Here is a 26,387-nt window from a genome sequence, read left to right as displayed (position 1 = left end):
CAGACGCCGGGAGAAGTGTAGAAAAATGGGGAGAGAGGCCAGCCCACGCTGGCCTGAAGGGTCAGAGCGCCAGCAGGCGCGTCAGGGAGGGGGCGAAGAAGTAGCTGCCGCTCACCGGCCGGGTGAAGCGTAGCATCTGGTCGCGCTTGCCGTCCAAATCGCCAAACATGCTCAGCAGTTGCTGCTCGATGTTGTGCAGCCGGGCGCTGTAGGCGAGGAAGTAGAGGCCGTGCTTGCCGCTCACGGTGCCGTAGGGCAGGCTCTGGCGCAGGATCTTCAGCCCCTTGCCCTCCTCTTTCAGGTCAACGCGGCTGACGTGGGAGGTGTCCGGGCGGCTGTCGCGCGGCAGCTCCTCGTCGGTCAGCTTGGTGCGGCCAATCACCTGCTCCTGCTGCTCGACGCTAAAGCGGTTCCACTGGCGCAGGTTGTGTTCCCAGCGCTGGACAAACACGTAACTGCCGCCAGCGTCTGGCTGCTCTTCGGCCACAATTGCCACCTCACGGCGCTGCTCGCCCTGCGGGTTCTCGGTGCCATCGACAAAGCCGCTCAAGTCACGCATCTCAATATTGCGGAAGCCGTGCGTCTCCTCCTCCACATGGATGGCGCTGCCAAAGGCGGCCAGCGCGGCCTGCGCCAGCGCGAAGTTGACGTCATGGCGCAGCGACTGAATGTGGATCAGCATGTCGCGCTGGGTGGAGGGGGCCAGCCCCTTGCCAAGCGGCAGGAAGTTTTTCAGCTCCGGCGCGCCCTGCCCGCCCGAGAGATCCTGCCAGACGTCATAACCGAAGGCGATGGTCGCGCCGAGGTTCTCCTGCGGGAAGGCTAGCTGCATCTCTTGCAGCTTCTGGCAGAAGCTGCGGCACCCCTGGCGCAGGGCCTCGAACTCACCCTGGATATTGGCTTCCAGATAGATGGCAAAACGGCACTTCTCCAGCAGGATGCCGCTCTGAACCTGTGTCATTGTTATATCCTCATTGCAAACCGGCCAGCCGCGAATACGGCTGTCACTTTCGGGGCGTTATCATATCGGTTTGCCGGGGAGGGTGCATGGGGAATTGCCCCTCCCCGCCGGAAAGGTTTAGCGCGCCTCTGCCCGCCAGATGATCTTGCTCACTTTCCAGTTTTTCAGGGTGTCGTCCGCTGGCATCAGGCCAGCCGGGCCGTGCCAGGTGCCGCTGAAGACGTAGCTCAAATGGCGGCTGTTGGGCGCGGCGCACTCTACGCCCTGCTCATCGTCGCCCTGCCCCATCTGGCAGGCGCCGAACGCCTTGCTGTAGAGATCGCTGAACGGCGTGCCAATCTCCACGCCGCTGTCGGTGGCGATGGCGTCGCTGGTGACGTCGATGCGCGCCACCTTGCCCTGCTGCGGGCCGGTGATGGTCAGCGCCACCTTGTCATCGTCCAGCGCCTGCCAGAAGGCGACGATCTGGCCATTGTTGGTGGCCATGCCGTTGCGCAGCGTGAAGTCATTCTCTAGCCCGTCGCGGATTGCCTGCTCATCCATCGGCGTGGCGGCGGTCAGCCCGCCGACGCCCTGCTCGCTCACCTCGAGACTGCCGCTGAACCAGTTCATCGGGTTGAGGCTGGAGAGATCCGGCATCACGGAGGAGACGGTGGCACAGCCTGTCAGCAGCAGCGGCAGGGCCAGCAGCAGGGGGCGCAGGGGGGTAAGACGTGGGTACATAAAGGCTCCAGTTGGCATTCGCCGGCAGATTTATCGCCAGCGGGGAGAAGGGTTCCGGCAGGTTGGAGTCCTGCGGCGGCAAAAAGTGCCGTCACAGGCCATTTTCCCCGGCCCGGAAGGCGCGTTTCAGGCGGTGGCTCAGCCCACACCACGTAAGGGCCGTGGCATCCGCCAGTGTCAGCAGCAGGTCGCCGAGCGCTGGCTGGCCGAGGCCGATCCCCTGCCAGAGCGCGGCGGCCTGCACCGCCAGCGAGATCGCCAGCGTCGCCAGCAGCAGCCACTCGCCGCCCCGCCACAGGCGCGGCCAGAGGTGGCGGCGGCCGCTGAGCAAAAACAGCAGCACCGCGGGCAGGCCCAGCGCGATACCCCACCAGAAGCGCTCGCGATCCGGGTAGAACAGCGTCAGCAGGCTGTCGCCCTGATTACCGGAGGCGGCGGCCATCACAAACAGCAGCCAGGTGCGCGCCAGCAGCGCCAGCACCAGCCAGAACAGCGGCGGCAGGCGCAGCCAGCCGTGGGCGTTGTAATCCTCGGGCGAGGGGTGGTCATCGGGTGAAAACTCGCGCGGCATGGCAGATCCCCAGCGGCAAAAGGGAGAGGGTAGCAAAAAAAGGCCGTGACGATGAACACCTTGCGATTCTCTGCTTTACTTAATCACTTGAAGAGGCGACCGCGCCAGCCGTCGCCGCCTGACACCATAAGGAGATGCCCCATGAAAAAAGCGATCCTCGCCCCGCTGCTTGCCCTGTGCACCCTGCCCGCCTTCGCCCAACAGGGCGGCTTTATCGCGCCCAACGCGCCAGCGCAGGCCAGTCAGGGCGGTTTTACCGGACCCGGCCCGCACGTCAGCAGCGTCAAGCAGGTCAAGGAGATGGAAGATGACGCCTGGGTGCGGCTGGAGGGCCACATTGAACGCCAGACCGGCGATGACCGCTACGTGTTCCGCGACAACACTGGCAGCCTGAACGTGGAGATTGACGCCAAACGCTGGAATGGGCAGAGCGTCTCCCCCACCGACAAAGTGCAGCTTGAGGGGGAAGTGGACAAAGAGTGGAGCAGTCTGGGAGTGGACGTGAAGAGCGTGAAGAAGGTGCTGTGATGGGATGCCCGCCGGCCCTCGCCGGCGGGTAGGGATCAGTACTCCTGATCCTCAATCAGCCGCTTGCCGAGGGCGATGCTGTCCGCCATCTCGTAGCCCATCTTCTCATACATGGCGGTAACGGCGTCGTTCTCCTCGCGCACCATCAGGTTGATCTTCGGGCAGCCGCGGGCGATCAGCTTCTTCTCCAGCCGGCTCATTAGCGCATTGGCGATGCCGCGCCCCCGGAAGTCCGGGTGTACGCCGAGGTAGTAGGCCGCGCCACGGTGGCCGTCATAGCCGCCCATCACCGTGCCCACCAGCTGGCCGCCAACCTGCGCCACCAGGAACAGGTCTGGGTCATGGTTGAGCTTGCGCTCAATGTCCATCTCCGGGTCATTCCACGGGCGCAGCAGATCGCAGCGCTCCCACAGGGTAATGACCTCTTCAAAATCGTCTTGCCGAAATACGCGAATTTCCATGATCGTTCGCCGCTATTGTTCAGATTATTCTTGATTATCGCGGGATCTGCCGGTGACGCAATATTAAATTGCCTTGCGACGCCACGGCTAAACGAATTTTAAGCATTTTCCACGCTGCCAGACGGCAGGCTCTGCTACATTGGCACGATTGCCCGTTGCCGCCCGCAGGAGTTTGCTGATGTCACTGACCCCCCTCGCCGCCCTTGACCAGATTGCCGCCGCCGACTGGGACGCCCTGCTGCCGACCGGCCAGCCCTTCTTGCGCCACGCCTTCCTCTCGGCGCTGGAGGAGAGCGGCAGCGTCGGCCCGCAGACCGGCTGGCGCGCCGAGCACCTGTTGTGGCTGGAGGACGGCCGCTGCCGCGCCGCCCTGCCCGGCTACCGCAAGCGCCACTCCTACGGCGAGTATGTGTTTGACCACGGCTGGGCCGACGCCTGCCGCCGCGCCCACATCCCCTACTACCCCAAATGGCTCGGTGCGGTGCCCTTCAGCCCGGTCAGCGGCCCGCGCCTGCTAGGCGATCCGCCATCCGCCGCCCGACTGCTGGCGGCGCTGCCTGAATATCTGGAGGCGCAGGGCCTGTCGGGCGCGCACGTCAACTTCACCCTTGCCGATGACAACGCGCTGTTCGCTGACCAGCCGGGCTGGCTGCGCCGCCAGGGGTGCCAGTACCACTGGCGCAACCACGGCTACCGCGATTTTCAGGACTTCCTCGACGCCCTGACCTCGCGCAAGCGTAAGCAGATCCGCAAGGAGCGCGCGCAGGTGGCAGCACTCGGCATTGAGTTTGTCTGGCGCGCTGGCCATACGCTGAGCGAGGCGGAGTGGGATTTCGTGTATACCTGTTACGCCAACACCTACGCGGTGCGCGGCCAGTCGCCCTACCTGACGCGCACGTTCTTCAGCCTGTTGGCGGCGCGGATGCCAGAGGCGATCCAGGTGGTGGAGGCGCGCCGTCACGGCCAGCCGGTGGCGATGGCCTTCTGTCTGGTGGATGGTGACACCCTCTATGGCCGCTACTGGGGCTGTCTGGCGGAGTACCACCAGCTCCACTTTGAGACCTGCTTCTACCAAGGGATTGAGTGGGCGATCGCCCACGGGCTGGCGCGCTTTGACGCCGGGGCGCAGGGGGAGCACAAGCTGATCCGCGGCTTTGAGCCGGTGCTCACCGACTCCTGGCACTACCTGCGCCACCCTGGGCTGCGCGAGGCGGTGGCTGACTTTCTGGCACAGGAGCGCGCCGAGGTGGGCGACTGGGCGGAGGGCGCGCGGCAGGTGCTGCCATTCCGCCAGCCAGACGCCCCGCCCCGTTCATAATCGGTAATAGTTCCGGGGTCGATCGCCCCGGACGGATACTATATAACATCACCTTTTTAGCCATGATGGTGATGACCGATGCTTAACCCGCTGCACAAGTTCCTGCGTTTCCGCCCGCTGCCCGCCTCTCCCTCGCGCCGCACGCTGCTGATCTCCGGGCTGGGGCTGGCGTTCGGTCTGTTCGGCGCACGCACGGCCGCCGCGCAGCCGCAGCCGCACCCTACCCACCCAGCCCGTCCGCCCAAACCAGCCAATGCTAAAAAAGTGGTGATGCTCGATCCCGGCCACGGCGGCATCGACTCCGGCGCGGTCGGCCATGAAGGCTCACAGGAGAAGCACATCGTGCTGGAGATTGCCAACAGCGTGCGGCGCTGCCTCGGCGAGCACAGCAACATCGAGGTGCGGCTGACGCGCGAGAGCGACCACTTCATCCCGCTCTACCAGCGGGTGGAGATTGCCCACCAGCATCAGGCGGATCTCTTTGTCTCGATCCATGCCGACGGTTTCACCAGCCCGGCCGCCTCCGGTGCCTCGGTGTTTGCCCTCTCCAACCGTGGTGCCAGCAGCGCGATGGCGCGCTACATGTCGCAGAAGGAGAATGACGCCGACAAGGTGGCTGGCGGCAAGTACGCGGCGCAGGACAACAACTACCTGCAACAGGTGCTGTTTGATCTGGTGCAGACCGACACCATCAAAAACAGCCTGACCCTCGGCCACCACGTGCTGGAGAAGCTGCGCCCGGTGCATCACCTGCACAGCAAAACCACCGAGCAGGCGGCCTTCGCGGTGTTGAAGTCGCCGTCGATCCCCTCGGTGCTGGTGGAGACCTCCTTCATCACCAACCACACCGAGGAGCAGTTGCTGAGCACGCCGCGCTTCCGCCAGCAGATCGCCCAGGCGATTGCCGACGGCATCGTCAGCTTCTTCCACTATTTCGACAGCCACGAGCGAAAACCGCGTTAACCCTGCCATCAACGGGGCAATGCGTTATACTGGCGGCCTGTTTCCTGAACGCGTGACCCCGTTATGAGCCATCCAAGCATCGACCTGGTAAAAACCTTCCTCCTCTCCCTGCAAGACCGCATTTGTGAACAGCTGGCCGCTGCCGATGGCCGCGCCGGTTTCGTGGAGGATGCCTGGACGCGCGCCGAGGGCGGCGGCGGGCGCAGCCGGGTGCTGACCCATGGCGCGGTGTTTGAGCAGGCGGGCGTCAACTTCTCCCACGTCTCCGGCGCGTCGCTGCCGCCCTCCGCCAGCGCCCACCGGCCAGAGCTGGCAGGCCGCAGCTTCCAGGCGATGGGCGTGTCGCTGGTGATCCACCCGCACAGCCCCTACATCCCGACCAGCCACGCCAACGTGCGTTTCTTCATCGCCGAGAAGCCGGGCGAGCCGCCGGTGTGGTGGTTTGGCGGCGGCTTTGACCTCACCCCCTACTATGGGTTTGAGGAGGACGCCATCCACTGGCACCGCACCGCCGAGCAGCTCTGCCGCCCGTTCGGCGCGGAGATCTACCCGCGCTACAAGGCGTGGTGCGACGAGTACTTCTTCCTCAAGCACCGCAACGAGGCGCGCGGCATTGGCGGGCTGTTCTTCGATGACCTGAACACGCCGGACTTCGACACCTGCTTTGCCTTCACGCAAGCGGTGGGTCACGGTTTCCTTGACGCCTACCTGCCGATTGTCGAGCGACGCAAAGCGTTGACCTGGGGCGAGCGCGAGCGCGACTTCCAGCTCTACCGCCGTGGCCGCTATGTGGAGTTCAATCTGGTGTGGGATCGCGGCACCCTGTTCGGTTTGCAGAGCGGCGGCCGCACCGAGTCGATTTTGATGTCGATGCCGCCGCTGGTGCGCTGGGAATATGGCTACGAGCCAGCCCCGGACAGCCCGGAGGCAGCGCTGACGCGCGATTTCCTGCCGGTGCGTGACTGGCTGGCCACCGATCAGGGGGCGCGCTGATGGCGATTTGGGTAGATGCGGACGCCTGTCCGAACGTGATCAAAGAGGTGCTGTTCCGCGCCGCTGACCGCACCGGCACGCTGGTCACGCTGGTCGCCAACCAATCGATCCGCACCCCGCCCTCGCGCTTCCTGCGCACCCTGCGGGTGCCGGCCGGTTTTGACGTCGCGGACAATGAGATTGTGAAACGCGTGGAGGCGGGCGATCTGGTGGTCACCAGCGACATCCCGCTGGCGGCCGAAGTGATTGAGAAGGGCGCGGTGGCGCTCAACCCACGCGGCGAGCGCTACACGCCGGACACCATCCGCGAGCGGCTGAACATGCGCGACTTCATGGACACGATGCGCGCCAGCGGCGTCCAGACCGGCGGCCCACCGGCGCTCAACCAGCGCGATCGCCAGCAGTTCGCCAACGAACTCGACAAGTGGCTGCAACAGCGGAAGAAGTGAGGCCAGCCTGATGCCCGTCTAGACGGGCATCACATCTCCCCCGGTGCGCTGCTGGACTCGCGCTCAATCGCTTCCGGCCAGCGCTGGCTGGCGCGCGGTACCCAGCTCTCCGGCCGCCCCGGCAGCAGCGGTGCCCGGTCTGCTTCTTTATACTGCATGTACTGGCAGCAGAAGCTCCACAACCGGCGCTGCGGCTCCGGGTTCAGCATCGCCCGGCTCAGTTCGAAGCGCTCCAGCACCTCATGAGTGCCGGGCTTGCACACCGCACAGAACAGTGGGTATCCCTGGCTATAGCGATCCGGGTCATAGGACAGTTCGCCATACACATCCGCCCAGTTAAAGACCCTGACGCTGGCTGACCAGTGCGCCCAGGGGTTCCAGGTGCGGTGATAGTCAAAGACATAAATCTTCTGGCGCGCACGGTTAAAACGAATCGGCTGGTCGCGGGGGACGTAGAGAGCCATTTTTAGGTTTAATAAAGCCATTGAAAAAAAAGCCACTAAACCTATTGCTAGTATTAAAATTTCGGAAAGGAAAAAACCTAACTCAAATGTATCTATATAAATAAATATAAGAAAAAATGACACGAGAACTGACAAAACAAACCCCACCCATGCCCCGCCCCACATAATATTTTGGTAACGCGGCAACTCCATCCAAATATCATTGATCTCCGTGACGTGAATTAATTTGGCCGGTGCGGTTTGCACGCTCTGATTGGGTGGCAGATCTTCCTGCCAGTTTTTTAGGCGTGGCGTCAAACGCGGGGTGCGGGCAAAGTAGGCACGCAGGGCAGCGTGGTGCGCCTCCATGTCATCATACCAGTGTGTCATTCTTGCTCCTCCCCCGGTGCGCTGCTGGACTCGCGTTCAATCTCTTCCGGCCAGCGCTGGCTGGCGCGCGGTACCCAGCTATCCGGCCGCCCCGGCAGCAGCGGCGTCCGGTCTGCTTCTTTATACTGCATGTACTGGCAGCAGAAGCTCCACAACCGGCGCTGCGGCTCCGGGTTCAGCATCGCCCGGCTCAGCTCGAAGCGCTCCAGCACCTCATGGGTACCGGGCTTGCACACCGCACAGAACAACGGATACCCCTGGCTATAGCGATCTGGGTCATAGGCCAGCTCACCATACACATCCGCCCAGTCAAAGACCCTGACGCTGGCTGACCAGTGCGCCCAGGGATTCCAGGTGCGGTGGTAGTCAAAAACATAAATCTTCTGGCGCGCACGGTTAAAACGAATAGGTTGATCGCGGGGGACGTAAAGGGCCATTTTGAGATTCAAAAGAAACATTGAAGACATAAATAACCCAGACCCAATCAAAAGAGAGAGAAAAACAATAAAATAACGAACATTCCCTTCAATTAAACAGTCATATAAAATACGCAAGGCAATGGAAGCCATAAATGCAAAGGGTAACGCTGTAGTGATTACCCCCACCCACGCGCAGCCCCACATAATATTTTGGTAACGCGGTAACTCCATCCAAATATCATTGATCTCCGTAACATGAATTAATTTGGCCGGTGCGGTTTGCACGCTCTGATTGGGCGGCAGATCCTCCTGCCAGTTTTTCAGGCGCGGCGCCAGGCGCGGGGTGCGGGCAAAGTAGGCACGCAGGGCAGCGTGGTGCGCCTCCATGTCATCATACCAGCGGGTTGGCGGGCGGGACTGTTTCATGCTTGCTCCTTAATCTTCGGTGGTCAGCGTCAGGGCGATCTGGCCCTGCGGATCGTTTTTATCTGGCCAGTACGCCAGGCTTAGGGTGGCGCGCGGGTAACGGTCACTCCTGACCCAGCACTGGCCGGTCAATAGCAGGGCCTGCTCCTCCCAGTGGGGGGTCAGGCTATTTTTGAACTGTTCTCGCCAGGGGTGGTGGGGTTGGTAGGGCAGCGTTGCCTCTGCTGCTGCCGGCAGGTTGTGGTGCGCGACCAGCAGTGGGCGGTGGTCGCCCCCCTCTGCCGTCAGGCGCAGTGACCAGGCGGAGCCGGTGCGGGTGCAGCCGGGTAATTTAACGCGCAGCGTGATCAAGTCCTCATGGCCGCTGGACTCCCCCAGCATATCGCGGTAGTCCAGCTCCATCGTGACCCCGCTCACCACCGCCCGGTAGGCCATCAGCGCTGCCCTGGCATCCTCCAGGCGGGTCACATGCCATACGGGGTCATGTTCAGCGCGTTGTTCCGGCTTGCCGAAGCAGCAGCAGCGCAGCCACACCTCAAAGGGACGGCTGCGGGCGCGTTCCGCCTCAATCGCCAGCGCCGCACCGGCCACAATCAGCAGTGCCGCCAGCCCGGCCAAGCCAAATAGAGCAAATTGGCATGTATAAGCAGAGTAGAAAGCTACTACTCCGCCAGCGCCAGTGACGGTACCAGCACTGAAGTACCATCCTGCAGCCTCCATATCTTCTACTTGCCATGCATCCCACGATTTAACCCACATCCCTAACCCATCAATAATCGACGCCACACCCGCTATCACCCCGCCGGCACGCAGCAGCGGGTGCACATACTCGGGTACGCCGGGCACATTGGGGGGCAGATTCCAGGGGTCTTTGCGCACCAGCATATGCAGGGCGCCGCTGCTCTCCAGCGTGGCGCTGGTGACCATCAACAGGTTGGAGAGCAGCGCCAGTTGCGCCTGTGGCTGGTCGCCTACCGCCTCCTGTACCGCCTGGCTGTTGCCTGCCAACAGGTTGGTTTGCAGGCAGAGCATCCCGACGCTCATTATCCCGCCCAGCACATTGCCGCTGATCAGCCGCCGCGCCAACTGCACTTGATCCTCAATAACCTGCTGCGTCTGCCCCGCCGTCAGCCGGAATGGCCCGCTCTCGACGGCATCGTCGGCCAGCGTCAGTGACGAGATGCGCAGCGCGGAGAAGTGCCGCATCTGCTGGCTGTCTGTCAGCGGGCCATACTGTTGCAGTGCGCCCTCACTGCTGCCCGCACGGCGTAGAGCGTCAGCAAAGGCCGCTGGCTCCATGTCGCTGACCAGCGTCACCGTGACCCGGCGGGCCAGTAGCGCCGGATCGGTGACCTGCGTCCCGCCGCCTGCCGTCAGGGCGTGTGTCACCTGCTGCCCCTCATTGAGCACGCCACCAAAGCGCGGAAGGCCGCTGGTCGTGAGCTGTACGCGCGCCAGCTCACGGTTCAACTGCTGGTACTCGCCCAGACTCATCGTCAGCGTAAACAGCGTGACCTGTTGCTGCGTCAGCAGGTAGATCATGCCCTGCACCACCCGGCTGTAGCCCTCCAGCGCAGGCTGGGAGAGGTTGGCACCCAGCCGGGTGACGGCACCGCTTATCGCCAAGAGCCGGTGGTTGATGGCCAGCCTGATCCCCTCCGACTCCAGGTAGTCGCCTATCTCTTTGGCCGAGAGCACCACCTTCAGGTTGGTGTAACCGCCCATGCCGGCATACACCGCCTCAAGCACTGACGCCTGATGCCCCAGCAGGCCGCGCCAGGCCGGGCTGCTCGCCTCCTCCAGCCACTGCTGCCAGACGCTTTCGGTCTCTGGATCGGTACTGCCGCCCTGAAGGCAGGCTGCCAGGGTGGCGAGTTGCGCCGCCCAGCCCGCCATGCTGGTTTCTGGTGCATAGTCATGGGTGATTGCCGCCAGCCAACCCGGCGAGCGATAGCAGGCTGCCAAATCCTGGCCGACGGCCGCGATGCGGCGCTGGTACTCCCCCAATATCCAGTGGTGATTACGCAGGAACGCGGCGCGCTCCTCCTCGCGGTAGTAGCGCTGCAAACGGCTCACCTGGGCCTGCCACGCTTCCTGCGCCACCTGCTCTTTCGGCACGGTAACGTGCGCCGAGGCCGGGTAGCCGCTGGCGCTGGGCTGGTGGCGCGGCTGGCTGGCATCGGTGATGGCCTGTTTCATCGCCGCCAGAGCCTGCTCAATGGCACTGGCGATAAGGTATTTGTGGCGGATTTCCGGGGTTTCGTTGTAGTGCTGGCGCGCCTCCACCAACTGCATCCGCCCGGTATTAAGCTCCTGCACCATCCCCACCGGATCTTCCAGCACCAGCGCGCTGATCGGGCAGTGGAAGCTCTGGCTCTGCTGCCATACCCAATCGGCCAGCGCCAGCCGTTGGGATTGCCGGGAGTAAAAACCGTGCGCGCCTCCCAGCGGCTCACCCGGCAACTGCTCCAGATTTGGGTAATCGGGGGCGACGAATTCCGCCACCTCGCCCATCAGTACCGACAAACCGGTGTCCAGCACCCGCGCCTGCGGCACAGTGGCAGGCTGCTGTTTCAAGGCCGCCAGGTTAATGTGGGTGAAACGCGCTGGCCGGTGCGGGCCACTGGCATACGCCGCCAGCACCTCGGCACTCCAAGGATCGCTGCTGAATGCCAGCCACGCCTCACGGTATTGCGTGTCATCAATGTTGATAAAGCTGGCCGCGATCTCATGCCCATAGGTGACACACTGTTCGCTGAGCGGCTCCACCCGCTCGGCCTCCGGCATCACGAAAGGATTGAACTGCCGCAAGTACCCTTTGCTGGTCACCTCATAGGCCTGCCACACTTCGCTGTCCAGCAGCACATACAGGTAGCCCTCACGCAGGGTGCGCAGCGCGTATTTATACTCCCCGCCCGTCAGCGCCACCGTCTGTGGCGGTACTGAGGGTTGCCAGGCGGAGCCGCCCAGCGTGTTGGGCACTGCCGCCACCCGCAGAGGGTAGATCGGCAGCCCGGTGCGCTGGCACGCCTTGCACCCGCTAGGGAGTTGGGATACCTGCTGGATTACGCGCAGGTTGCGTCTGGCCTGGCTGTCATGCGTCATGATCGGCTCCGGTATGGCTCACTATCTGCCAGGCCCGCTGCGGCAGGCCCGCCAGAAGTTGCGTAAAGAGAAGGGAGGGATTGGCTACCGCCCGCGCCAGAAGCGGCCGCAGCAGGGGGTGATCCAAATCGAGCGTATTTGTCAGGGCATTCAAGGCCAGATAGCGGCGATCCTGCGGCTGCGTCAGGCCATACTGTTCGCTCGCCTGCCAGGCGACGACGGCACGCTCCACGGCGTCTGTGGGCAGTGTCGCCCCCTGTCGCCAGGCAGAGAGCAGGCGTTCAATCTCATCCATCTGTTGCAGCAGGCACAGCACACCCCAGGTGGGCTGCCAGTCGCCTTTCGGCTCCCGGCCCTCAAGAGAAAAGAGGTGGCCACTGGCGGAGAGTGTCCACCACTGCCGGATCGGCCAGATCACGCCCTGAAAACCTTTAACCCGGTGCAGATATTCCATGCGCAATGGCTCATAGAAGGGTTCGACCCGATAATCGGCGATTGCCCCACCCAACCGGCTGCACGTGGCCGCCAAGGCAGCAGCCAGCTCGGCGGGCGGCAGCGGAGTGGCCAGCCAGCCACAGACATAGCGTTTGCGGGCGGCAAGCTCACCGCGGGCATACGCCACTGACTGTGCCAGCAGCGCCGTGGGCAGGGGCGCGCCCGGCGTGGCAAGGCACACCAGCCGCGGGCAGTGGCACGGAGAGTGCGCCAGATCGGCGCGCGGCACCACGGTGAGCGCCTCCTCCCCCAGCTGGGCGGTCAGGCGGTTGATGTTCAGCGGATTAAGTGAGGAGAGAGGCTTGAGCGGATCCAGCAGGAGGTAGCGATAATCGGTAGCAGGGTCAGTCAGGCTGAAAGGATAAGCATCGGCGTGTTCCATACGGCGTGGTCTTCTTTCCGGTGCAGGCCGGAGGATGTTAGCGCCTCATGGCCCCCATCCCACTGCCTGATAAATCACAATGCCGCCTAAATTAAAAAACAGATCACCGGGGCGCAATGCGTCTCGCTGGGCATTACGCAATCAGGCCAGAAAAAGCGCAATGCTGTTGATTTAAATCAACATTACTACGCTCATCATTCAATTTGGATTAATTCGAATAACGGAGTTTAAGCCAACCAGATACGGCCGAACATCAGCCACAAAAAAAGCGCCCGTTGGGCGCTTTTTTTATGCCGCCTTTACAGCGGTTGGGTCTGTGCCTCGACGGCGGCCAGCGCCACCATGTTGACGATGCGGCGCACCGAGGCAATCGGGGTGAGGATGTGCACCGGCTTCGCCACGCCCATCAGCACCGGCCCGACAGTGACGCCTTCGGAGGAGGAGACGCGCAGCAGGTTGTAGCTGATGCGCGCGGCCTCCATGTTCGGCATGATCAGCACGTTGGCCGAGCCTTTCAGCGGGCTGTCCGGCATGATGTCCTGCCGGATGCTCTCCACCAGCGCCGCGTCGCCGTGCATCTCGCCATCGATCTCCAGATCCGGTGCCAGCTGGTTGACCCGCGCCAGCGTCTCGCGCATCTTGCAGGCCGCCGGGCTGTCAGAGCTGCCAAAGCTGGAGTGGGAGAGCAGCGCCACCTTCGGCTCAATGCCGAAACGGCGCACCGTCTCCGCCGCCATCAGCGTGATCTCCGCCAGCTGCTCTGGCGTCGGGTCATCATTGACGTAGGTGTCTGCGATGAAGGTGTTGCCGCTCGGCAGCAGCAGCGCGTTCATCGCCCCGGCGACGTGCGCCCCCTCGCGGAAGCCAAACACCTTCTCCACCACCGCGAAGTGCTCATGGTAACTGCCGATGGTGCCGCAGATCATCGCGTCCGCCTCGCCGCGCAGCACCATGATGGCGGCAATCAGCGTCGGGTTGCCAATCACCGCCCGGCGCGCCTGCTCCTGCGAAACACCGCGCCGCTTCATGATCTGGTAGTACTCGCGCCAGTACTCATTGAAGCGTGGGTCGGACTCGTTGTTGACCACCTCAAAATCGCGGCCCGCCTCAATCTGCAACCCCAACTTCTTCAGGCGCATCTCAATCACGCTCGGACGGCCCACCAGAATCGGGTACGCCAGCCCCAATGACACCAGCTCTTGGGTGGCGTGCAGCACCCGCTCCTCCTCGCCCTCCGCCAGCACCACGCGCTTGGTCTCTTTTTTGGCCTGCGAGAAGATCGGCTTCATGAACAGGTTGGTCTTGTAGACAAACTCGGTCAGCTGCTCGGTGTAGGCGTCGAAATCCTCAATCGGCCGCGTCGCCACGCCGGACTCCATCGCCGCCTTCGCCACCGCCGGGGCGATCTTCACAATCAGCCGCGGGTCGAAGGGTTTTGGGATCAGGTAGTCCGGGCCAAATGACAGCTCCTGATCGTCATAGGCCGAGGCCACCACATCGCTCTGCTCCGCCAGCGCCAGATCGGCGATGGCGTGCACGCAGGCCAGCTTCATCTCCTCGTTGATCGCCGTCGCGCCGACGTCCAGCGCGCCACGGAAGATGAACGGGAAGCAGAGCACGTTGTTGACCTGATTGGGGAAGTCGGAACGGCCGGTGCAGATGATGGCGTCCGGGCGCGCCTCTTTCGCCAGCGGCGGCAAAATCTCCGGCTCCGGGTTGGCGAGCGCCAGAATCAGCGGGTCGCGCGCCATGCCCTTCACCATCTCCGGCGTCAGCACGCCGGGGCCGGAGCAGCCGAGGAAGATGTCCGCGCCCGGCATCGCGTCCGCCAGGCTGCGCCAGCCGTTGTCCTCAATGGCGTAGGCGGCCTTGGTCTCCACCATGTTCGCCTCGCGCCCACGGTAAATCACGCCGCGTGAGTCGCAGGCCGTGATGTTGTGACGCTTGAGGCCCAGCGCCACCAGTAAATTGAGGCAGGCGATGGCAGACGCCCCCGCGCCGGAGACCACCAGCCGCACGTCGGAGATGCTCTTCTTCACCACCCGCAGGCCGTTGAGCACCGCGGCGGTACAGATGATCGCCGTGCCGTGCTGGTCATCGTGGAACACCGGGATCTTCATCCGCTCGCGCAGCTTCTGCTCAATGTAGAAGCACTCCGGCGCCTTGATGTCCTCCAGATTGATGCCGCCAAAGGTCGGCTCCAGCGCGGCGATCACGTCGATCAGCTTGTCCGGGTCGTGCTCATCCACCTCAATGTCAAACACGTCGATACCGGCGAACTTCTTGAACAGCACGCCCTTTCCCTCCATCACCGGCTTGCCAGCCAGCGCGCCGATGTTGCCGAGGCCGAGCACCGCGGTGCCGTTGGAGATCACCGCCACCAGATTGCCGCGCGCGGTGTACTTGTAGGCGGCCAGCGGATCTTTCTCAATCTCCAGACAGGGGGCAGCGACGCCCGGCGAGTAGGCCAGCGCCAGGTCGCGCTGGGTGGCGAGTGGCTTGGTGGGGGAGACCTGGATCTTGCCGGGCACCGGATACTGGTGGAAATCGAGCGCGCTCTGTTTCAGTTGGTCATCCATTGTGAGGCTCCTTGTCATTATCATTGGGCGGATGCGGGTACAGCCCCACCAGTATAGGAAGGGATTTTTAACAAACGTTGAAGCACGCCAAAGAATCAACCGCCCGGCCCTGCCCGCCCCCTGGAGAAACTCTGATTTACCTGCCGGAAGCCGCTGATTTGCTGGCCTGTCGGCGTGAGGATTCTGTAAAGAGAGGTATCAAATTGTATAAATATTGATCAATTTGTGCGATTTACTATAGTGAGATCTCGACATGACACGGCGTGCCGCTTCGCCACAGGGCGCGTCCTCCCGCGGTTCTTTTCCACCCCCGAGTCTGTGCCATGCCAGGATGGGATGCCCTGTCTCCTGGTGTCGGCCCGTGATCTGCCGCCGCAAGCATGGCCCTCCTGTCTGCCTTCCAATCTGGTCTGTGACGCCCAGCCCCGACCGGGCTGAATCGGTTTGAATGTTACCGTCTGAATCTCAGGAGGAAACCTATGGAACCGCTCTACATGGACGAGAACCGCTACACCTATCTCATTGGCGCGTGGCGGCGACCTGTCAGCAATAATTACATTGCCCGTACCCCGCAGGGGGATTTCGAGTTGCATCTCCAGACGCTGTTTCTGGAGGGGCAAGCGCATCTACAACACGAAGAGTTCACCCTGGCGCTCGACGCCTTCCAGGAGGCGATGACGCTGATCCTGCACACCGTGCACCCCTCCATGCCGGTTGATTCCAACCTGCTGGGGAGAATCCGGCTGCCCCGGATGGTGGAGATGGTGGAGCCGCTGATCGCCAAGACCGCCGAGATGCTGCGCCTCGCCACACCGGAGCAGTACACCTTCCCGGCGGCGCTGGTGAGCAGCGGCTCCCGGATGCCCAGCGTGGTGCAGGAGGCGCTGAAACCGCTGGACGACGGCGGCATCCGCATTACCTCCTTCCAGAGCGGCGTGCAGGCCAGCGTTGGCGCGGCGCTGGAGGCGGCCGGGCGCAGCAACTGGCCCGAGGCGGTCAAATTCTACCAGGAGGCGCTCAACCAGACGCCCGAGGGGGAGATGGCGATCCGCGGCGGCCTGCAACATGATTTGGCGCTGCTCAGCGAAAAGGCGCAGAACCGCGAACAGGCGCAGCAGTTTGCCGAGGCCAGCGTCACCGCCTTCAATCAGGCGAAAGTGAGCGAGGGCGAGGCGCAGGCGCTGGCGATGAGCAGCGGCCTCTATGCCCGCGCTGGCAACAGCCAGCGCGCCGGTGAACTGACCAAGCAGCTCGACCAGCTCAAGAGCACTACGGTGCTGACCGACGTGGTCGCCACCACCCGCCCGCAGGTGGCGCTCAACAGCAGCGTGGCGGCGGTGCAACCGCTCACTACCATGTCGCTGCGCTCCGTCTCGATACGCCCGTTGCCCTCCTCCGGCTCGATCGGCAACCTGCCGGTCACGGGGGTGGTGGGCGCCCCTCCACCCTTCGTCACCCCCGCCGTGCTGGAACAGGCGCAGGCGCAGGCCGCGGCCCCGGTGCTTGACCCCGGCACGCCACAGCTGATGGGGACGCGCTTCATCGCGCTCTCCACCCCGGTCAAGTCGCTGAGCATCCGTGGGATGCGCGATGTCGTTAACCTCAATTTAGAGGCGGCCAACGCGGTCGCCAGCACTCAGGGCTTCCTTGGCACGCTGGAGCAGACCCGCGACCTCGGCCTGCTGACCGGCTGGCTGAACCCGGTGCGCTTCGTCGCCTATGTGCCGCACATGTACTTCTATGTGCTGCCGATGGCGGTGGGCGACTGCCACGCGGGCATGGGCAACCTCGAGGAGGCGCTGGCCAGCTACAGCGAGGTGCTGCCCTACCCCTACATCAACCGCTTCTATGAGCTGACCAAAGTGTGGACCCGGCTGGCGCAGACCTACCTTGATCTGGGCGATCGCGCCTACCGCCTCGCGCGCGACAATCAGCCCGCCTACGCCACCGCCAAGGCGCACTATGAGATGCTGGTGATGGGCGATAACACCCTGAACGCCGCCTCACCGCTCTATGCCAACGCCAAGTTTGCCACCCTCAAGGGGCGGGTCGAGGCGCTGCTGGCCGCCGCCGACCCGGCGCTGATTGATGAAAACCCGGCGGTCACCACGCTGGTGCTGGAGGCGAAGCTGAAACTGAGCCAGCTGGCGGCCGGGCTGAACTTCTTTGGCTTCGCGCCGGACTACACGCCGCCCTTCAGCTTCGAGTACCTGCAAAACACCGCCCGCTACTTCGCTGGCCACGCCTCGCAGATTGAGCAGCGCTACATCCAGTACAAGAGCACCGCCGAGAGCGAGGCGTTCCGCCGCCAGCAGCTTGAGCAACAGGCCGAGGTGGCGCGCCAGACGGTGATCCTGGAGCAGCGCGGCGTCACCGAGGCGCAGCGCGGGATTGACGTCGCCAACCAGAGCCTCAACTACGCGCAGGTGCAGCAGCAGAACGCCGCCGCCTCGCGTGATGAGTTCAACAACGCGCGCTGGGAACTGCTCGAGCTGAGCACACTGGAGGCGTGGGCCGGTGCCTCGTCAGTGGATCGTGACGATCAGGTGAAGCTGACCATCAGCAACTACGGCTACTACAACACGGAATCCACCCGCCGCAACGTGGTGCTGAAGGAGCTGGCGGCCCAGCGCACCCTGCTGACCCACGATCTGGAGGCGGCCCGGCTCGATCGCGCCGTAGAGGCGGCGCAGGCTTACGTCGGCGTCGCCACCGCCCAGATTGGGCAGGCGCAGGCGCGCAAGGCGGTGGCAGAGCAGCGGGTGAAAATCGCCGCCCTGCAACAAAAGCAGGCGGAGGAGAACCGCGACTTCCTCGACATGCGCGAGTTCAGCGCCCGGCTGTGGTATGAGCTGGCCCAACAGGCGCGGCGCATCACCCAGCGCTATCTGGACATGGCCACCGAGATCGCCTTCCTGATGGAGCGCGCCTACAACGCCGAGACCGGGCGCGGGCTGGCGGCCATCCGCTACGACTACCAGAGCACCGCCTCCGGCAACCTGATGGGCGCTGACCTGCTGCTGGCGGACATCGACGCCTTCACCCATGACTACCTCACCACCATCCAGAGCAAGAAGATCCCGGTGAAGATCACCCTGAGTCTGGCGGATGCCTTCCCGACCCAGTTCCAGCAACTGCTGAACCACGGCCGCTGCACCTTTGGCACCCACTTCACCGATTTCGACCGCCGCCACCCCGGCCTCTATCTGGCGAAGATCCGCAACGTCGAGCTGATGTTCGTCGGGCTGTCAGGGCTGGGCGGACTGGCTGGCACGCTGCGCAACATTGGCGTCTCGCGCTTCCGCGCCGCCGACGGCTCGGTGAACGAACGCCTCTACCCGGCGGATGTGATGGTGCTGTCGCACTACGACATCCGCACCGATGCGCTGGCGTTCCGCTTCAGCCCGAACGAGCTGCGGCTGTTTGAGAACAACGGCATCGAGACGCTCTGGCAGCTTGACCTGCCACCGGACGCCAACGATCTCGACTACCGCGACCTGCTCGACGTACAACTGGTGCTCTACTACGACGGCTTCTTCAGCCAGCCGCTGGAGGCGCAACTGCGCGCCGCCCTGCCCACCACCGGCAGCGCCGCCCGCGCCGTGTCGATGCGCTTCTCCGCGCCGGATGAGCTGTTCTACCTGAAAAATCAGGGCGAGGGCGAGCTGCTGTTTGATGAGGCGCAGTTCCCGCGCAGCCAGAAAGATCGGGTACGCAGCAGCGTGACGCTGAAGCTTGCCGGCGACCCGGCGACCATTGCCAACCTGACGCTCACGCTGCACAGCGCCGCGCTCGGCAGCGCGCTGACGCTGACCACCGACGCCAATGGCGAGGTGACGGGCGCGCCGCTGGCAGACCTGCTCAGCAAACCGGTGCTGGATACGTGGCAGATCAAGATTGAGGCCGCCGCCAATGCGCCGCTGGTGAAAGAGGGCAAACTGGATCTCAGCGGCCTCACCGACCTGATGGTGTTCTTCGAATACCAGTTCACCTACCGTTGAGGGGACGATCATGGCCAAAAGTGAACAACGTTCCGCGCCGGCTGGCACCGGTTACCAGCCGGGCCTGGGCGAGGCCTTCGCCCTCAACCTCAGCACCGGACAGGGCACCTACAGCTACCAGATCCCGCTGCCGGACGGGGTGGCGCAGCACACGCCGCGCCTGCGGCTTGAGTACCTGCACGGCGTCGGCCACGGCCCGTGGGGGCTGGGCTGGCGGCTGCCGCTGCGCAGCCTGACCCGGCGGCTCGACACCGGCAATGAGGTGCTGCGCCTGCTCGACAGCGGCAATGAGCTGGTGCCGCTGGCGGATGGCAGTTGGGGCGCGTTGCAGGAGACCGCCTTTAGCCGCTACCGGCCCGAGGGCGACGGCTGGCGCATTGAGGAGCGCAACGGCACCGTGCACCTGCTGGGGCTGACGCCCGCCACCCGCCTCGCGCCGCCCGACCAACCACAGCGGCCGCTGGAGTGGCTGCTGGAGCGCACGCTGGATGTGCACGGCAACGCTATCGACTACCACTACCGCATGGAGGCCGGGTTCGCCTACCTCGACAGCGTGCGCTACGGCGCGTGGGAGGTGCGGCTCAGCTATGAGGCGCGGCCCGACGTGCGCCACGATGGCCGCGGCGGCTTCTCGCGCCGCCGCACCCTGCGCTGCATCCTGCTGCAACTGATCCTCGACCCCGGCGAGCAGGAGCGGCCGATCCGCAGTTACCGCTTCGAGTACCAGCTTGCGCCGGTGAGTGCCGTCTCGCTGCTCACCGCCGTGGGGTTCACCGCCCACGGCGCGGCGGCGGATGGCTCACAGGATGTGGTGCGGCCGACGGCGCGTTTCCGCTACACGCCATTTGACCCGCGTCAGGTACGGGTGAGTTGGATGCAGGCCGAGGCGGGCCAGCCACCGGCGCTCACCGAGCCGGACGCCGCGTTGGTGACGCTGGACAACGCGCCGCTGCCGGGCGTGCTGCTCAACCGCGATGGCCGCGAGATCTACTGGGCCAACCGGGGCGATGGCCGCTGGGCCGCACCGCGCCCGGTGGCCCGCGCCCCGCTGGCGGGCAGTTTCCGCCGCAGCGGGCTGGCGCTGGTGGACATGGATGGCTCCGGGGCGGCGGATTTGATGGTCGCCAACCCGGACGCCCTGCAGGGCTACTACCTGAACGAGGGGCGGCAGGGCTGGGGCGACTTCGTCCCCTTCCCGCCCGGCGAGCGCCCGACGCCGCCGTGGAGTGACGCCAACCTGCGGCTGCTGGATGCCGACGGCGATGGCCGACCCGATGCGCTGGTCAGCCAGCGACGCGCGCTGGCGCTGTGGCGCAACCGCGGCAGCCAGGGGTGGGCAGCGCCGGTGCTGCTGCCCAAAACCGCCGATGGCCTGCCGGATCTCGACTTCGCCGATCCTGACCTGCACTTCGCCGACATGAGCGGCGACGGCAATCTGGACATCGTGCGGGTGCGCTCCGGGCGGGTGGAGTACTGGCCCGGTCTGGGCGACGGCCGCTTCGGCGCGCGGATAGTGATGGGCAACAGCCCTCGCCTGCGGCGCGATCCGCTGCGCGACACCCTGCTGCTGAGCGATCTGGATGGCGACGGCTGCGCCGAGCTGATCGAGGTGACGGCGGAGGGGCTGCGCCTCTACCCCAACCAGAACGGCCAGCGCTTTGGCGACGTGGTGGCGATCGGCGGCCTGCCGACGCCGTTGCGCGGCACCCTGCACGCCCTCAACCTGAGCGGCGGTGCCGGGGCCGGGCTGATGTGGAACAGCCCGGTGCGCGGCGGCATTGGCTATGTGCAGTTCAGTTTCGCCGCCAGCCAGCCCCCCTGGCTGCTGGCGCAGATTGAGAATGGTGCCGGGCTGCGCTCGGAGATCCGCTACCGCTCCGCGATAGAGGATTACCAGCGCGACCGCGACGCCGGGGAGCTGTGGCAGACCCACTTCCCCTTCCCCTATCTGGTGGTCGCCAGCACCCGCGAGACCGATGCCGTTTCGGGCCGCGAAACGGTGGTGGAGCTGCGCTACCACGAGGCGCACTTTGAGCGCCGCGCCCGCCGCTTTGAGGGCTTCCGCCGCACCGAGCGGCTGGAGCGCGGCGACGCCAGCCGGCCGGACACCCTGCAAGTCCACCACTTCCTGATGGCGCAGGAGCGGCAGCCGGGCAACGGCCCGCAGCATGCGCTGCTCAACGGCCTGTTGCAGCGGATGGCGCTGTTCCAGATGGATGGCTCGCCACAGCAGCCGTTGCCGCTGCGCGAGGAGTTCTCCGACTATGGGCTGACCGCGCTGGAGGGCAGCAGCGATGGCCGCGCGCGCAGCTTCCTGTTCCTGTCTGAGTTCCGGGTGGAGGAGAGCGAGCGCGGCGCGGATCTGCGCGTCGAGCGCAAGCAGTACCAGTATGATGGTTTCGGCAACGTGACGCAGGAGCGGCTGGAAGCGAGCGGCCAACAGGGGGGCACCGCACTGCCAGCGCGCGTGCGCACGCTGGAGACCACCTACGCCACTAGCACCGAGCACTACTTGCTCGATAAGCCCGCACGCGTCACCCTGCGCGACGGCGAGGGCCACCTCTGCTCGGAGCGCCGCTACTTCTACGATGGCGAGCCTTTTGTCGGCCTGCCAGCCGGGCAGGCCGGGCGCGGGCTGCTGAGCCGCGAGCAGAGCTGGGTGATGACGGAGACGGAGTTCGCTGCGCACTACGCCGGGATGGATGCGGCGGCGCTCGGCTATACACCGGGCGAGGATGCCGACGGCACGCCCGGCCTGTTCGCCACCTCCCAGCGCCAGCAGCATGACGCACGCGGCCTGCGGCTGGCGCAACGCGATGCGCTGGGCCAGGAGATCCGTTTCAGCTATGACGCACAGGGGCTGTTCCGTACCGGGCTGACCTCGATACTCGGCGAGACTCGCTTCAGCTACGATCGCGCCACTGGCCAGATCACCCGTACCGAGTACGCTGATGGTGCCATCACCGCCTTCACCTACGATGCCCAGGGGCGGGTACTGCGCGTGGCGCGCCCCGGCGAGGCGCTGGAGTCCGCCGCCACCGACTACCAGTATGATGAGAGCCAGATACCCAACCGCCGCGTCGCCCGCCAGCACCCGGCACCGGGCGTGACGGCGCTGGCCATCACCTACTTCGATGGCAGCGGCAAGGAGTTCCAGTCGCGCACCGAGGTGGAGCCGGGCACCTTCGTGGTCTCGGCGCTGCAAACGCCCAACCCGTGGGGCGTGCCGTCACGCGAGTATGAGCCGGTGTTCTCCGACAGCGAGGCGTTCGCCCTGCCGCCCACCGAGGGCCGCCCCTGCCGCCGTTTCTTCTATGATGCCAGTGGCCGGGTGGTGCGCACCGAAAACTACAACGGCGGCCTCTCCTCCGCCGATTACCAGCCGTTCCGCGTTACCCTACGTGACGCCAATGACCACGACGACTCGCCGGAGAATCAGGCGCGCGGCCAGTTCAACACGCCGCGTGAGGAGCAGCTGGACGTGATGCGCTCACTGGTGGCGGTGGTCGAACGCCCGGACGCAGCCACCACCCTCACCACCCACTACACGCTGGGGCCGCTTGGCGAGCTGGCGGCGATCGCTGACGCGCAGGGCGAGATGGCGCGCTACCGCTACGACCGCTGCGGCAACCGGCTGGCGATCTGGCTGCGGGACAACGGCGAGCGCCGCATCTGGTATGACGCCGCCAACCGGCCAGTACGCACGCTGGACGCCGCTGGCCACGACCTGCACGCCACCTGGGACGCGCTCGGCCGCCAGACGCGGCTGGCACAGGGCGACACCCTGCTGGAGGAGTATCTCTATGACACGCCCGCGCAGTCGGCCCACGGTCGGCTGGCGGAGGTGCGCTACCCCGGCGGCAGCCAGTCCTTCCACTACGATCTGGCGGGACGGCTGCTGGCGCGCGACTACCAGCATGAGGGCGAAGCCTCGGCACGGCGCGTCGCGTATGAGTATGACGCGCTCGGGCGCGAGACCGCCACCGGTCACGCTGACGGCACGCGTATCACCCACGACTACTACCTCAACGGCTGGCTGCGGGCGGTGCCGGGCATCATCGACAGCCTGCGCTACAACGCGCGCGGCCAGCCGGAGGAGCTGATCGGCCACAACGGCGTGCGCACCTTCTGCGAGTACACCGCTGGCCCCGGCCGCCTGAGCCGCCAGCGCGTCCTCTCGCCACAGGGGGAGCTGTATGACGAGATTGTCTTCGGCTTCGACAAGATGGAGCTGCTGGTCAGCCGTCAGGAGGGCGAGAACCAGCGCTATGAGTATGGCTACGACGGCCTCTACCAGTTGACGCAGGAGACCCATACCCGGCCGGAAGGCCCGCTGGTGCGCCACTACGCCTACAGCCCGCTCGGCAACCTGCTGCGCGCCGACGAGGCCGCCCTCAGCCTGCGTTATGACGACGCCGCCCACCCCGGCCGCCTGAGCGCGTTGACGCCCGACGCTGGCGCGCCTTTTGACGCGAGCTATGACGGCAACGGCAACCTGCTGGCGCTGCCGGGCCAGCAGTTCAGCTACAACGCGCGCAATGAGCTGGTGCGGATGCAGCGTCAGGATGGGCTGGTGGCAGAGTACCGCTACGACCATCTGGGGATGCGCACCAGCAAAGTGATCAACGACGGCCATGGCGGCGTGGCGCGCACCCTCTACCTCAGCGAGGAGGCGGAGATCACCAACGGCGTCGCCAGCTACTTCATCAACCTGGGCGTGCGGCGGGTGGCGGTGATCCACAACGGTGCGCTGCGCTACCTGCATGATGACGGGGCTGGCTGCACCCGCTTCATGACCGACGCCACCGGCCAACGCCTTGGCCGCGTGCAGGGCCGCCCCTTCGGCAACGCCAGCGTCGAGGGCGACACCCGCTTCCGCACCTTCGCGCTGCACGCGGTGGATGAGGAGTCCGGACTGGTCTACATGCAGCGGCGCTACTACTCGCCGCTGCTGGGACGCTTCCTGACGCCGGATCTGATGGCGACCTACCAGCCCGAGAAGTTCCTGCACCAGCCGCAGGGGCTGCATCTCTACACCTTCGTCGCCAACGATCCGCTCAACAAGAGCGACGCGACCGGCCTCTCCTTCTGGAGTTTTGTCGGCGCGGTGGTGGGCGCGGTGGTGGGCGTGATCGTTGGGGTGGCGATTGTCGCGGCGGTAGTGGCAACCGGCGGGCTGGCGGGCATCGCCCTTGGCATCGGGCTGGCGCTCGGGGCCAGCCTGCTGGCGACCGGCATCTCCTATGTGATCGCCAGCAACGTTGACCCCAGCAGCGGCTTCGGCCAGTTCGTGCGCGGCTTTATGATCGGCTTCAACGCTGGCATGAACGGCGTCTTCGCCAGCGCCCTGTTTGGCCCGGTGATTGGCATTACGCTCGGCGTGATCAACTTTATCGCCACCTTCGAGGGGGCGTCGCAAAGCCCGGTCTATCAGGGCATTTTGGGCTGGACCAGCTGGGCGATGCCGATGTCATGGGCCGGCATCGCGCTTGGTGCAGTGTTCTTTATCATCAATTTGCTGGCGGCGGCCGTCACCTTCCAGCAGGTGGACGCGCTGAAAATTGAGAAGCTGCAAATTGACTGGCGCTCCGGCAGCATCGTGATGGTCAACGGCCTGATCCGCAACGGCACCGCGTTCAATGTCGGCAACTTTGTCTTTATGAACAAGGAGTGGACGGACAACCCGGCCTCCGGCGGCTTTGAGGCAGTGCTTAACCATGAGGTGGGCCACTCACTCAACAACGCCGCCTTCGGCCCGGCGTTTGGCATCTATGACGCGCTGAACGAAACCCTGCTCGGCGCAGGCAGCAATGACTACGGCGAGCAACTGGCCGAAAGCCACACCAACCGCCCCTGGCGGCCCAAAATTCCAATGTGGGGGTAACATGACAAAATTAAGGGGCATCTGCCCCTTAATTTTTGCCTCAGGCATCTGGGGGAAATTTATGCCGCTCATTTCCCCCTCCCGGCCAAAATGCACTATGCTGAAATGTTGTCCATTCGCGTGCGATCCTCCCTTTATGAGGCTTCCTGACTCAACACGCCAGACCGCTCCCGGCAGGGTGCATCGCTATTACCCATTACAACAATCAGAAAAAGCGTATTCATTTCGTTAATGAAATGATGCAGGGTATACGAATGTGATGAAACTCCGAATTTTCTGAAACCGATCTGCCTATTTTTCGACGTTAATCTCGCTAAGGAGCACTGAGATGAACCAGTTAGAAGCTTTGAAAAAAGTGACCACTGTCGTAGCCGACAGCGGCGACATTGAATCTATCCGCCACTTCGAACCGCAGGACGCGACCACCAACCCCTCTTTGATCCTGAAAGCCGCCGGCCTGCCGCAGTACCAGCCCCTGTTCAAAGACGCGTTGGAGTACGCCCGCAAGCAGGGTGGCACCAAAGAGACGCAGATCATCAACGCCTCCGACAAACTGGCCGTTAACATTGGCGTCGAGATCCTGAAAAGCGTCCCTGGCCGTATCTCCACCGAAGTGGACGCGCGCCTCTCCTTTGACCGCGGCATGTGCATCGCCAAGGCACGCAAGCTGATCGGCATGTACCAGGAGCAGGGCGTCGACAAATCCCGCATCCTGATCAAACTGGCCTCCACTTGGGAAGGCATCAAGGCGGCGGAAGAGCTGGAGAAAGAGGGCATCAACTGTAACCTGACCCTGCTGTTCTCCTTCGCCCAGGCCCGTGCCTGCGCCGAAGCGGGCGTCTACCTGATCTCCCCGTTCGTTGGCCGTATCTATGACTGGTACAAGGCCAAAGAGCCGAACGCCGACTACAGCGCGGACAACGATCCGGGCGTGAAGTCCGTACGCCGCATCTACGAATACTATAAACAGCACCGCTACCAGACCGTCATCATGGGCGCGAGCTTCCGTAAAGTGGAGCAGATCCTCGCACTGGCTGGCTGTGACCGCCTGACCATCTCCCCGAACCTGCTGGAAGAGCTGAAAAACAGCGACGCCCCGGTTGAGCGCAAGCTGACCCCGTCCACTGAAGCCTTCCATCAGCCAGCGCCGCTGGCCGAGGCTGAGTTCCGCTGGGAGCACAACCAGGATCCGATGGCGGTGGAAAAACTGGCGGAAGGTATCCGTCTGTTCGCCGTTGACCAGCAGAAGCTGGAAGACATGCTGTCTGCTGAACTGTAATCACGGAGTTTTAATAC

Annotated in this window: 17 protein-coding genes; 8 read left to right on the top strand and 9 right to left on the bottom strand. The window is 64.5% G+C overall.

What is annotated here, in order from left to right; genetic code table 11:
- Positions 1-61: 61 nt before the first annotated feature.
- The 3 genes from C1N62_RS04435 to C1N62_RS04425 form a co-directional block, all read right to left on the bottom strand.
- Complete coding sequence (locus C1N62_RS04435) at positions 62-961, bottom strand: Dyp-type peroxidase (RefSeq protein ID WP_137762490.1); 900 nt, start codon at positions 959-961, stop codon at positions 62-64.
- Between the two features lie 117 nt (positions 962-1,078).
- Entirely contained in the window at positions 1,079-1,684 is a 606-nt protein-coding gene (locus C1N62_RS04430; RefSeq protein ID WP_137762489.1) for an RpoE-regulated lipoprotein, read from the bottom strand.
- A gap of 91 nt (positions 1,685-1,775) precedes the next feature.
- Positions 1,776-2,255, bottom strand: a complete 480-nt coding sequence (locus C1N62_RS04425) for a DUF2919 domain-containing protein (protein ID WP_137762488.1) — start codon at positions 2,253-2,255, stop codon at positions 1,776-1,778.
- 141 nt (positions 2,256-2,396) lie between these two features.
- Here C1N62_RS04425 and C1N62_RS04420 point away from each other — a divergent pair, with 141 nt between their 5' ends.
- The gene (locus C1N62_RS04420) at positions 2,397-2,783 is read left to right on the top strand and encodes a YgiW/YdeI family stress tolerance OB fold protein (protein ID WP_137762487.1); all 387 of its coding nucleotides are present in this window, start codon (positions 2,397-2,399) and stop codon (positions 2,781-2,783) included.
- A gap of 35 nt (positions 2,784-2,818) precedes the next feature.
- Here the strand turns inward: C1N62_RS04420 and C1N62_RS04415 are convergent, their stop codons facing one another.
- Positions 2,819-3,244 (bottom strand): GNAT family acetyltransferase, encoded by a 426-nt coding sequence (locus C1N62_RS04415; protein ID WP_137762486.1) that lies wholly within the window; start codon positions 3,242-3,244, stop codon positions 2,819-2,821.
- 178 nt (positions 3,245-3,422) lie between these two features.
- On the opposite strand from C1N62_RS04415, the gene C1N62_RS04410 reads away from it, so the two are divergent.
- The 4 genes from C1N62_RS04410 to C1N62_RS04395 all read left to right on the top strand — a co-directional run bounded on the left by C1N62_RS04410 (position 3,423) and on the right by C1N62_RS04395 (position 6,967).
- Positions 3,423-4,562 carry a GNAT family N-acetyltransferase gene (locus C1N62_RS04410; RefSeq protein WP_137762485.1) on the top strand — a complete coding sequence of 380 codons (1,140 nt, stop codon included), beginning with the start codon at positions 3,423-3,425 and terminating at the stop codon, positions 4,560-4,562.
- A gap of 78 nt (positions 4,563-4,640) precedes the next feature.
- Positions 4,641-5,525: an N-acetylmuramoyl-L-alanine amidase AmiA gene (gene amiA, locus C1N62_RS04405; protein WP_137762484.1), complete on the top strand. Its 885-nt coding sequence runs from the start codon at positions 4,641-4,643 to the stop codon at positions 5,523-5,525.
- 63 nt (positions 5,526-5,588) lie between these two features.
- A complete protein-coding gene (hemF, locus tag C1N62_RS04400) occupies positions 5,589-6,518 on the top strand; it encodes an oxygen-dependent coproporphyrinogen oxidase (RefSeq protein ID WP_137762483.1) in 930 nt (309 codons plus the stop codon).
- A complete protein-coding gene (locus C1N62_RS04395; RefSeq protein ID WP_137762482.1) occupies positions 6,518-6,967 on the top strand; it encodes a YaiI/YqxD family protein in 450 nt (149 codons plus the stop codon). The genes hemF and C1N62_RS04395 overlap by 1 nt, the downstream gene beginning before the upstream one ends.
- Before the next feature lie 29 nt (positions 6,968-6,996).
- Here C1N62_RS04395 and C1N62_RS04390 read toward each other — a convergent pair whose 3' ends face one another.
- The 5 genes from C1N62_RS04390 to maeB all read right to left on the bottom strand — a co-directional run bounded on the left by C1N62_RS04390 (position 6,997) and on the right by maeB (position 15,206).
- Complete coding sequence (locus C1N62_RS04390; RefSeq protein WP_137762481.1) at positions 6,997-7,800, bottom strand: DUF6708 domain-containing protein; 804 nt, start codon at positions 7,798-7,800, stop codon at positions 6,997-6,999.
- Positions 7,797-8,645 (bottom strand): DUF6708 domain-containing protein, encoded by an 849-nt coding sequence (locus C1N62_RS04385; RefSeq protein WP_137762480.1) that lies wholly within the window; start codon positions 8,643-8,645, stop codon positions 7,797-7,799. The genes C1N62_RS04390 and C1N62_RS04385 overlap by 4 nt, the downstream gene beginning before the upstream one ends.
- A gap of 9 nt (positions 8,646-8,654) precedes the next feature.
- Positions 8,655-11,750: a T6SS effector BTH_I2691 family protein gene (locus tag C1N62_RS04380; protein WP_137762479.1), complete on the bottom strand. Its 3,096-nt coding sequence runs from the start codon at positions 11,748-11,750 to the stop codon at positions 8,655-8,657.
- Positions 11,740-12,627, bottom strand: coding sequence for a hypothetical protein (locus C1N62_RS04375; RefSeq protein ID WP_137762478.1), 888 nt, complete (start codon positions 12,625-12,627; stop codon positions 11,740-11,742). Before C1N62_RS04375 ends, C1N62_RS04380 begins: the two co-directional genes overlap by 11 nt.
- 299 nt (positions 12,628-12,926) lie before the next feature.
- Positions 12,927-15,206, bottom strand: a complete 2,280-nt coding sequence (gene maeB, locus C1N62_RS04370) for an NADP-dependent oxaloacetate-decarboxylating malate dehydrogenase (RefSeq protein WP_137762477.1) — start codon at positions 15,204-15,206, stop codon at positions 12,927-12,929.
- 479 nt (positions 15,207-15,685) lie between these two features.
- Here maeB and C1N62_RS04365 point away from each other — a divergent pair, with 479 nt between their 5' ends.
- The 3 genes from C1N62_RS04365 (at position 15,686) to tal (ending at position 26,370) form a co-directional block, all read left to right on the top strand.
- Positions 15,686-19,207, top strand: coding sequence for a hypothetical protein (locus tag C1N62_RS04365; protein ID WP_137762476.1), 3,522 nt, complete (start codon positions 15,686-15,688; stop codon positions 19,205-19,207).
- Positions 19,208-19,217: 10 nt separating this feature from the next.
- Positions 19,218-25,091, top strand: a complete 5,874-nt coding sequence (locus C1N62_RS04360; RefSeq protein ID WP_137762475.1) for a toxin TcdB middle/N-terminal domain-containing protein — start codon at positions 19,218-19,220, stop codon at positions 25,089-25,091.
- 328 nt (positions 25,092-25,419) lie between these two features.
- Positions 25,420-26,370 (top strand): transaldolase, encoded by a 951-nt coding sequence (gene tal / locus C1N62_RS04355; protein WP_137762474.1) that lies wholly within the window; start codon positions 25,420-25,422, stop codon positions 26,368-26,370.
- The last annotated feature ends 17 nt before the right edge of the window (positions 26,371-26,387 follow it).

The sequence above is a fragment of the Nissabacter sp. SGAir0207 genome (assembly GCF_005491205.1).
Lineage (GTDB): Bacteria > Pseudomonadota > Gammaproteobacteria > Enterobacterales > Enterobacteriaceae > Chimaeribacter.
Note: the sequence above shows the minus strand (reverse complement) of the source record. Positions and strands in the feature narration are given on the sequence as shown.

What these genes read in the sequence shown, in the direction of transcription:
- maeB (WP_137762477.1), bottom strand. Translation starts at nt 15,206, where the DNA reads ATGGATGACCAACTGAAACAGAGCGCGCTCGATTTCCACCAGTATCCG.
- C1N62_RS04430 (WP_137762489.1), bottom strand. Translation starts at nt 1,684, where the DNA reads ATGTACCCACGTCTTACCCCCCTGCGCCCCCTGCTGCTGGCCCTGCCG.
- C1N62_RS04375 (WP_137762478.1), bottom strand. Translation starts at nt 12,627, where the DNA reads ATGGAACACGCCGATGCTTATCCTTTCAGCCTGACTGACCCTGCTACC.
- C1N62_RS04385 (WP_137762480.1), bottom strand. Translation starts at nt 8,645, where the DNA reads ATGAAACAGTCCCGCCCGCCAACCCGCTGGTATGATGACATGGAGGCG.
- C1N62_RS04420 (WP_137762487.1), top strand. Translation starts at nt 2,397, where the DNA reads ATGAAAAAAGCGATCCTCGCCCCGCTGCTTGCCCTGTGCACCCTGCCC.
- C1N62_RS04390 (WP_137762481.1), bottom strand. Translation starts at nt 7,800, where the DNA reads ATGACACACTGGTATGATGACATGGAGGCGCACCACGCTGCCCTGCGT.
- C1N62_RS04380 (WP_137762479.1), bottom strand. Translation starts at nt 11,750, where the DNA reads ATGACGCATGACAGCCAGGCCAGACGCAACCTGCGCGTAATCCAGCAG.
- C1N62_RS04365 (WP_137762476.1), top strand. Translation starts at nt 15,686, where the DNA reads ATGGAACCGCTCTACATGGACGAGAACCGCTACACCTATCTCATTGGC.
- tal (WP_137762474.1), top strand. Translation starts at nt 25,420, where the DNA reads ATGAACCAGTTAGAAGCTTTGAAAAAAGTGACCACTGTCGTAGCCGAC.
- amiA (WP_137762484.1), top strand. Translation starts at nt 4,641, where the DNA reads ATGCTTAACCCGCTGCACAAGTTCCTGCGTTTCCGCCCGCTGCCCGCC.
- C1N62_RS04425 (WP_137762488.1), bottom strand. Translation starts at nt 2,255, where the DNA reads ATGCCGCGCGAGTTTTCACCCGATGACCACCCCTCGCCCGAGGATTAC.
- C1N62_RS04415 (WP_137762486.1), bottom strand. Translation starts at nt 3,244, where the DNA reads ATGGAAATTCGCGTATTTCGGCAAGACGATTTTGAAGAGGTCATTACC.
- hemF (WP_137762483.1), top strand. Translation starts at nt 5,589, where the DNA reads ATGAGCCATCCAAGCATCGACCTGGTAAAAACCTTCCTCCTCTCCCTG.
- C1N62_RS04395 (WP_137762482.1), top strand. Translation starts at nt 6,518, where the DNA reads ATGGCGATTTGGGTAGATGCGGACGCCTGTCCGAACGTGATCAAAGAG.
- C1N62_RS04410 (WP_137762485.1), top strand. Translation starts at nt 3,423, where the DNA reads ATGTCACTGACCCCCCTCGCCGCCCTTGACCAGATTGCCGCCGCCGAC.
- C1N62_RS04435 (WP_137762490.1), bottom strand. Translation starts at nt 961, where the DNA reads ATGACACAGGTTCAGAGCGGCATCCTGCTGGAGAAGTGCCGTTTTGCC.
- C1N62_RS04360 (WP_137762475.1), top strand. Translation starts at nt 19,218, where the DNA reads ATGGCCAAAAGTGAACAACGTTCCGCGCCGGCTGGCACCGGTTACCAG.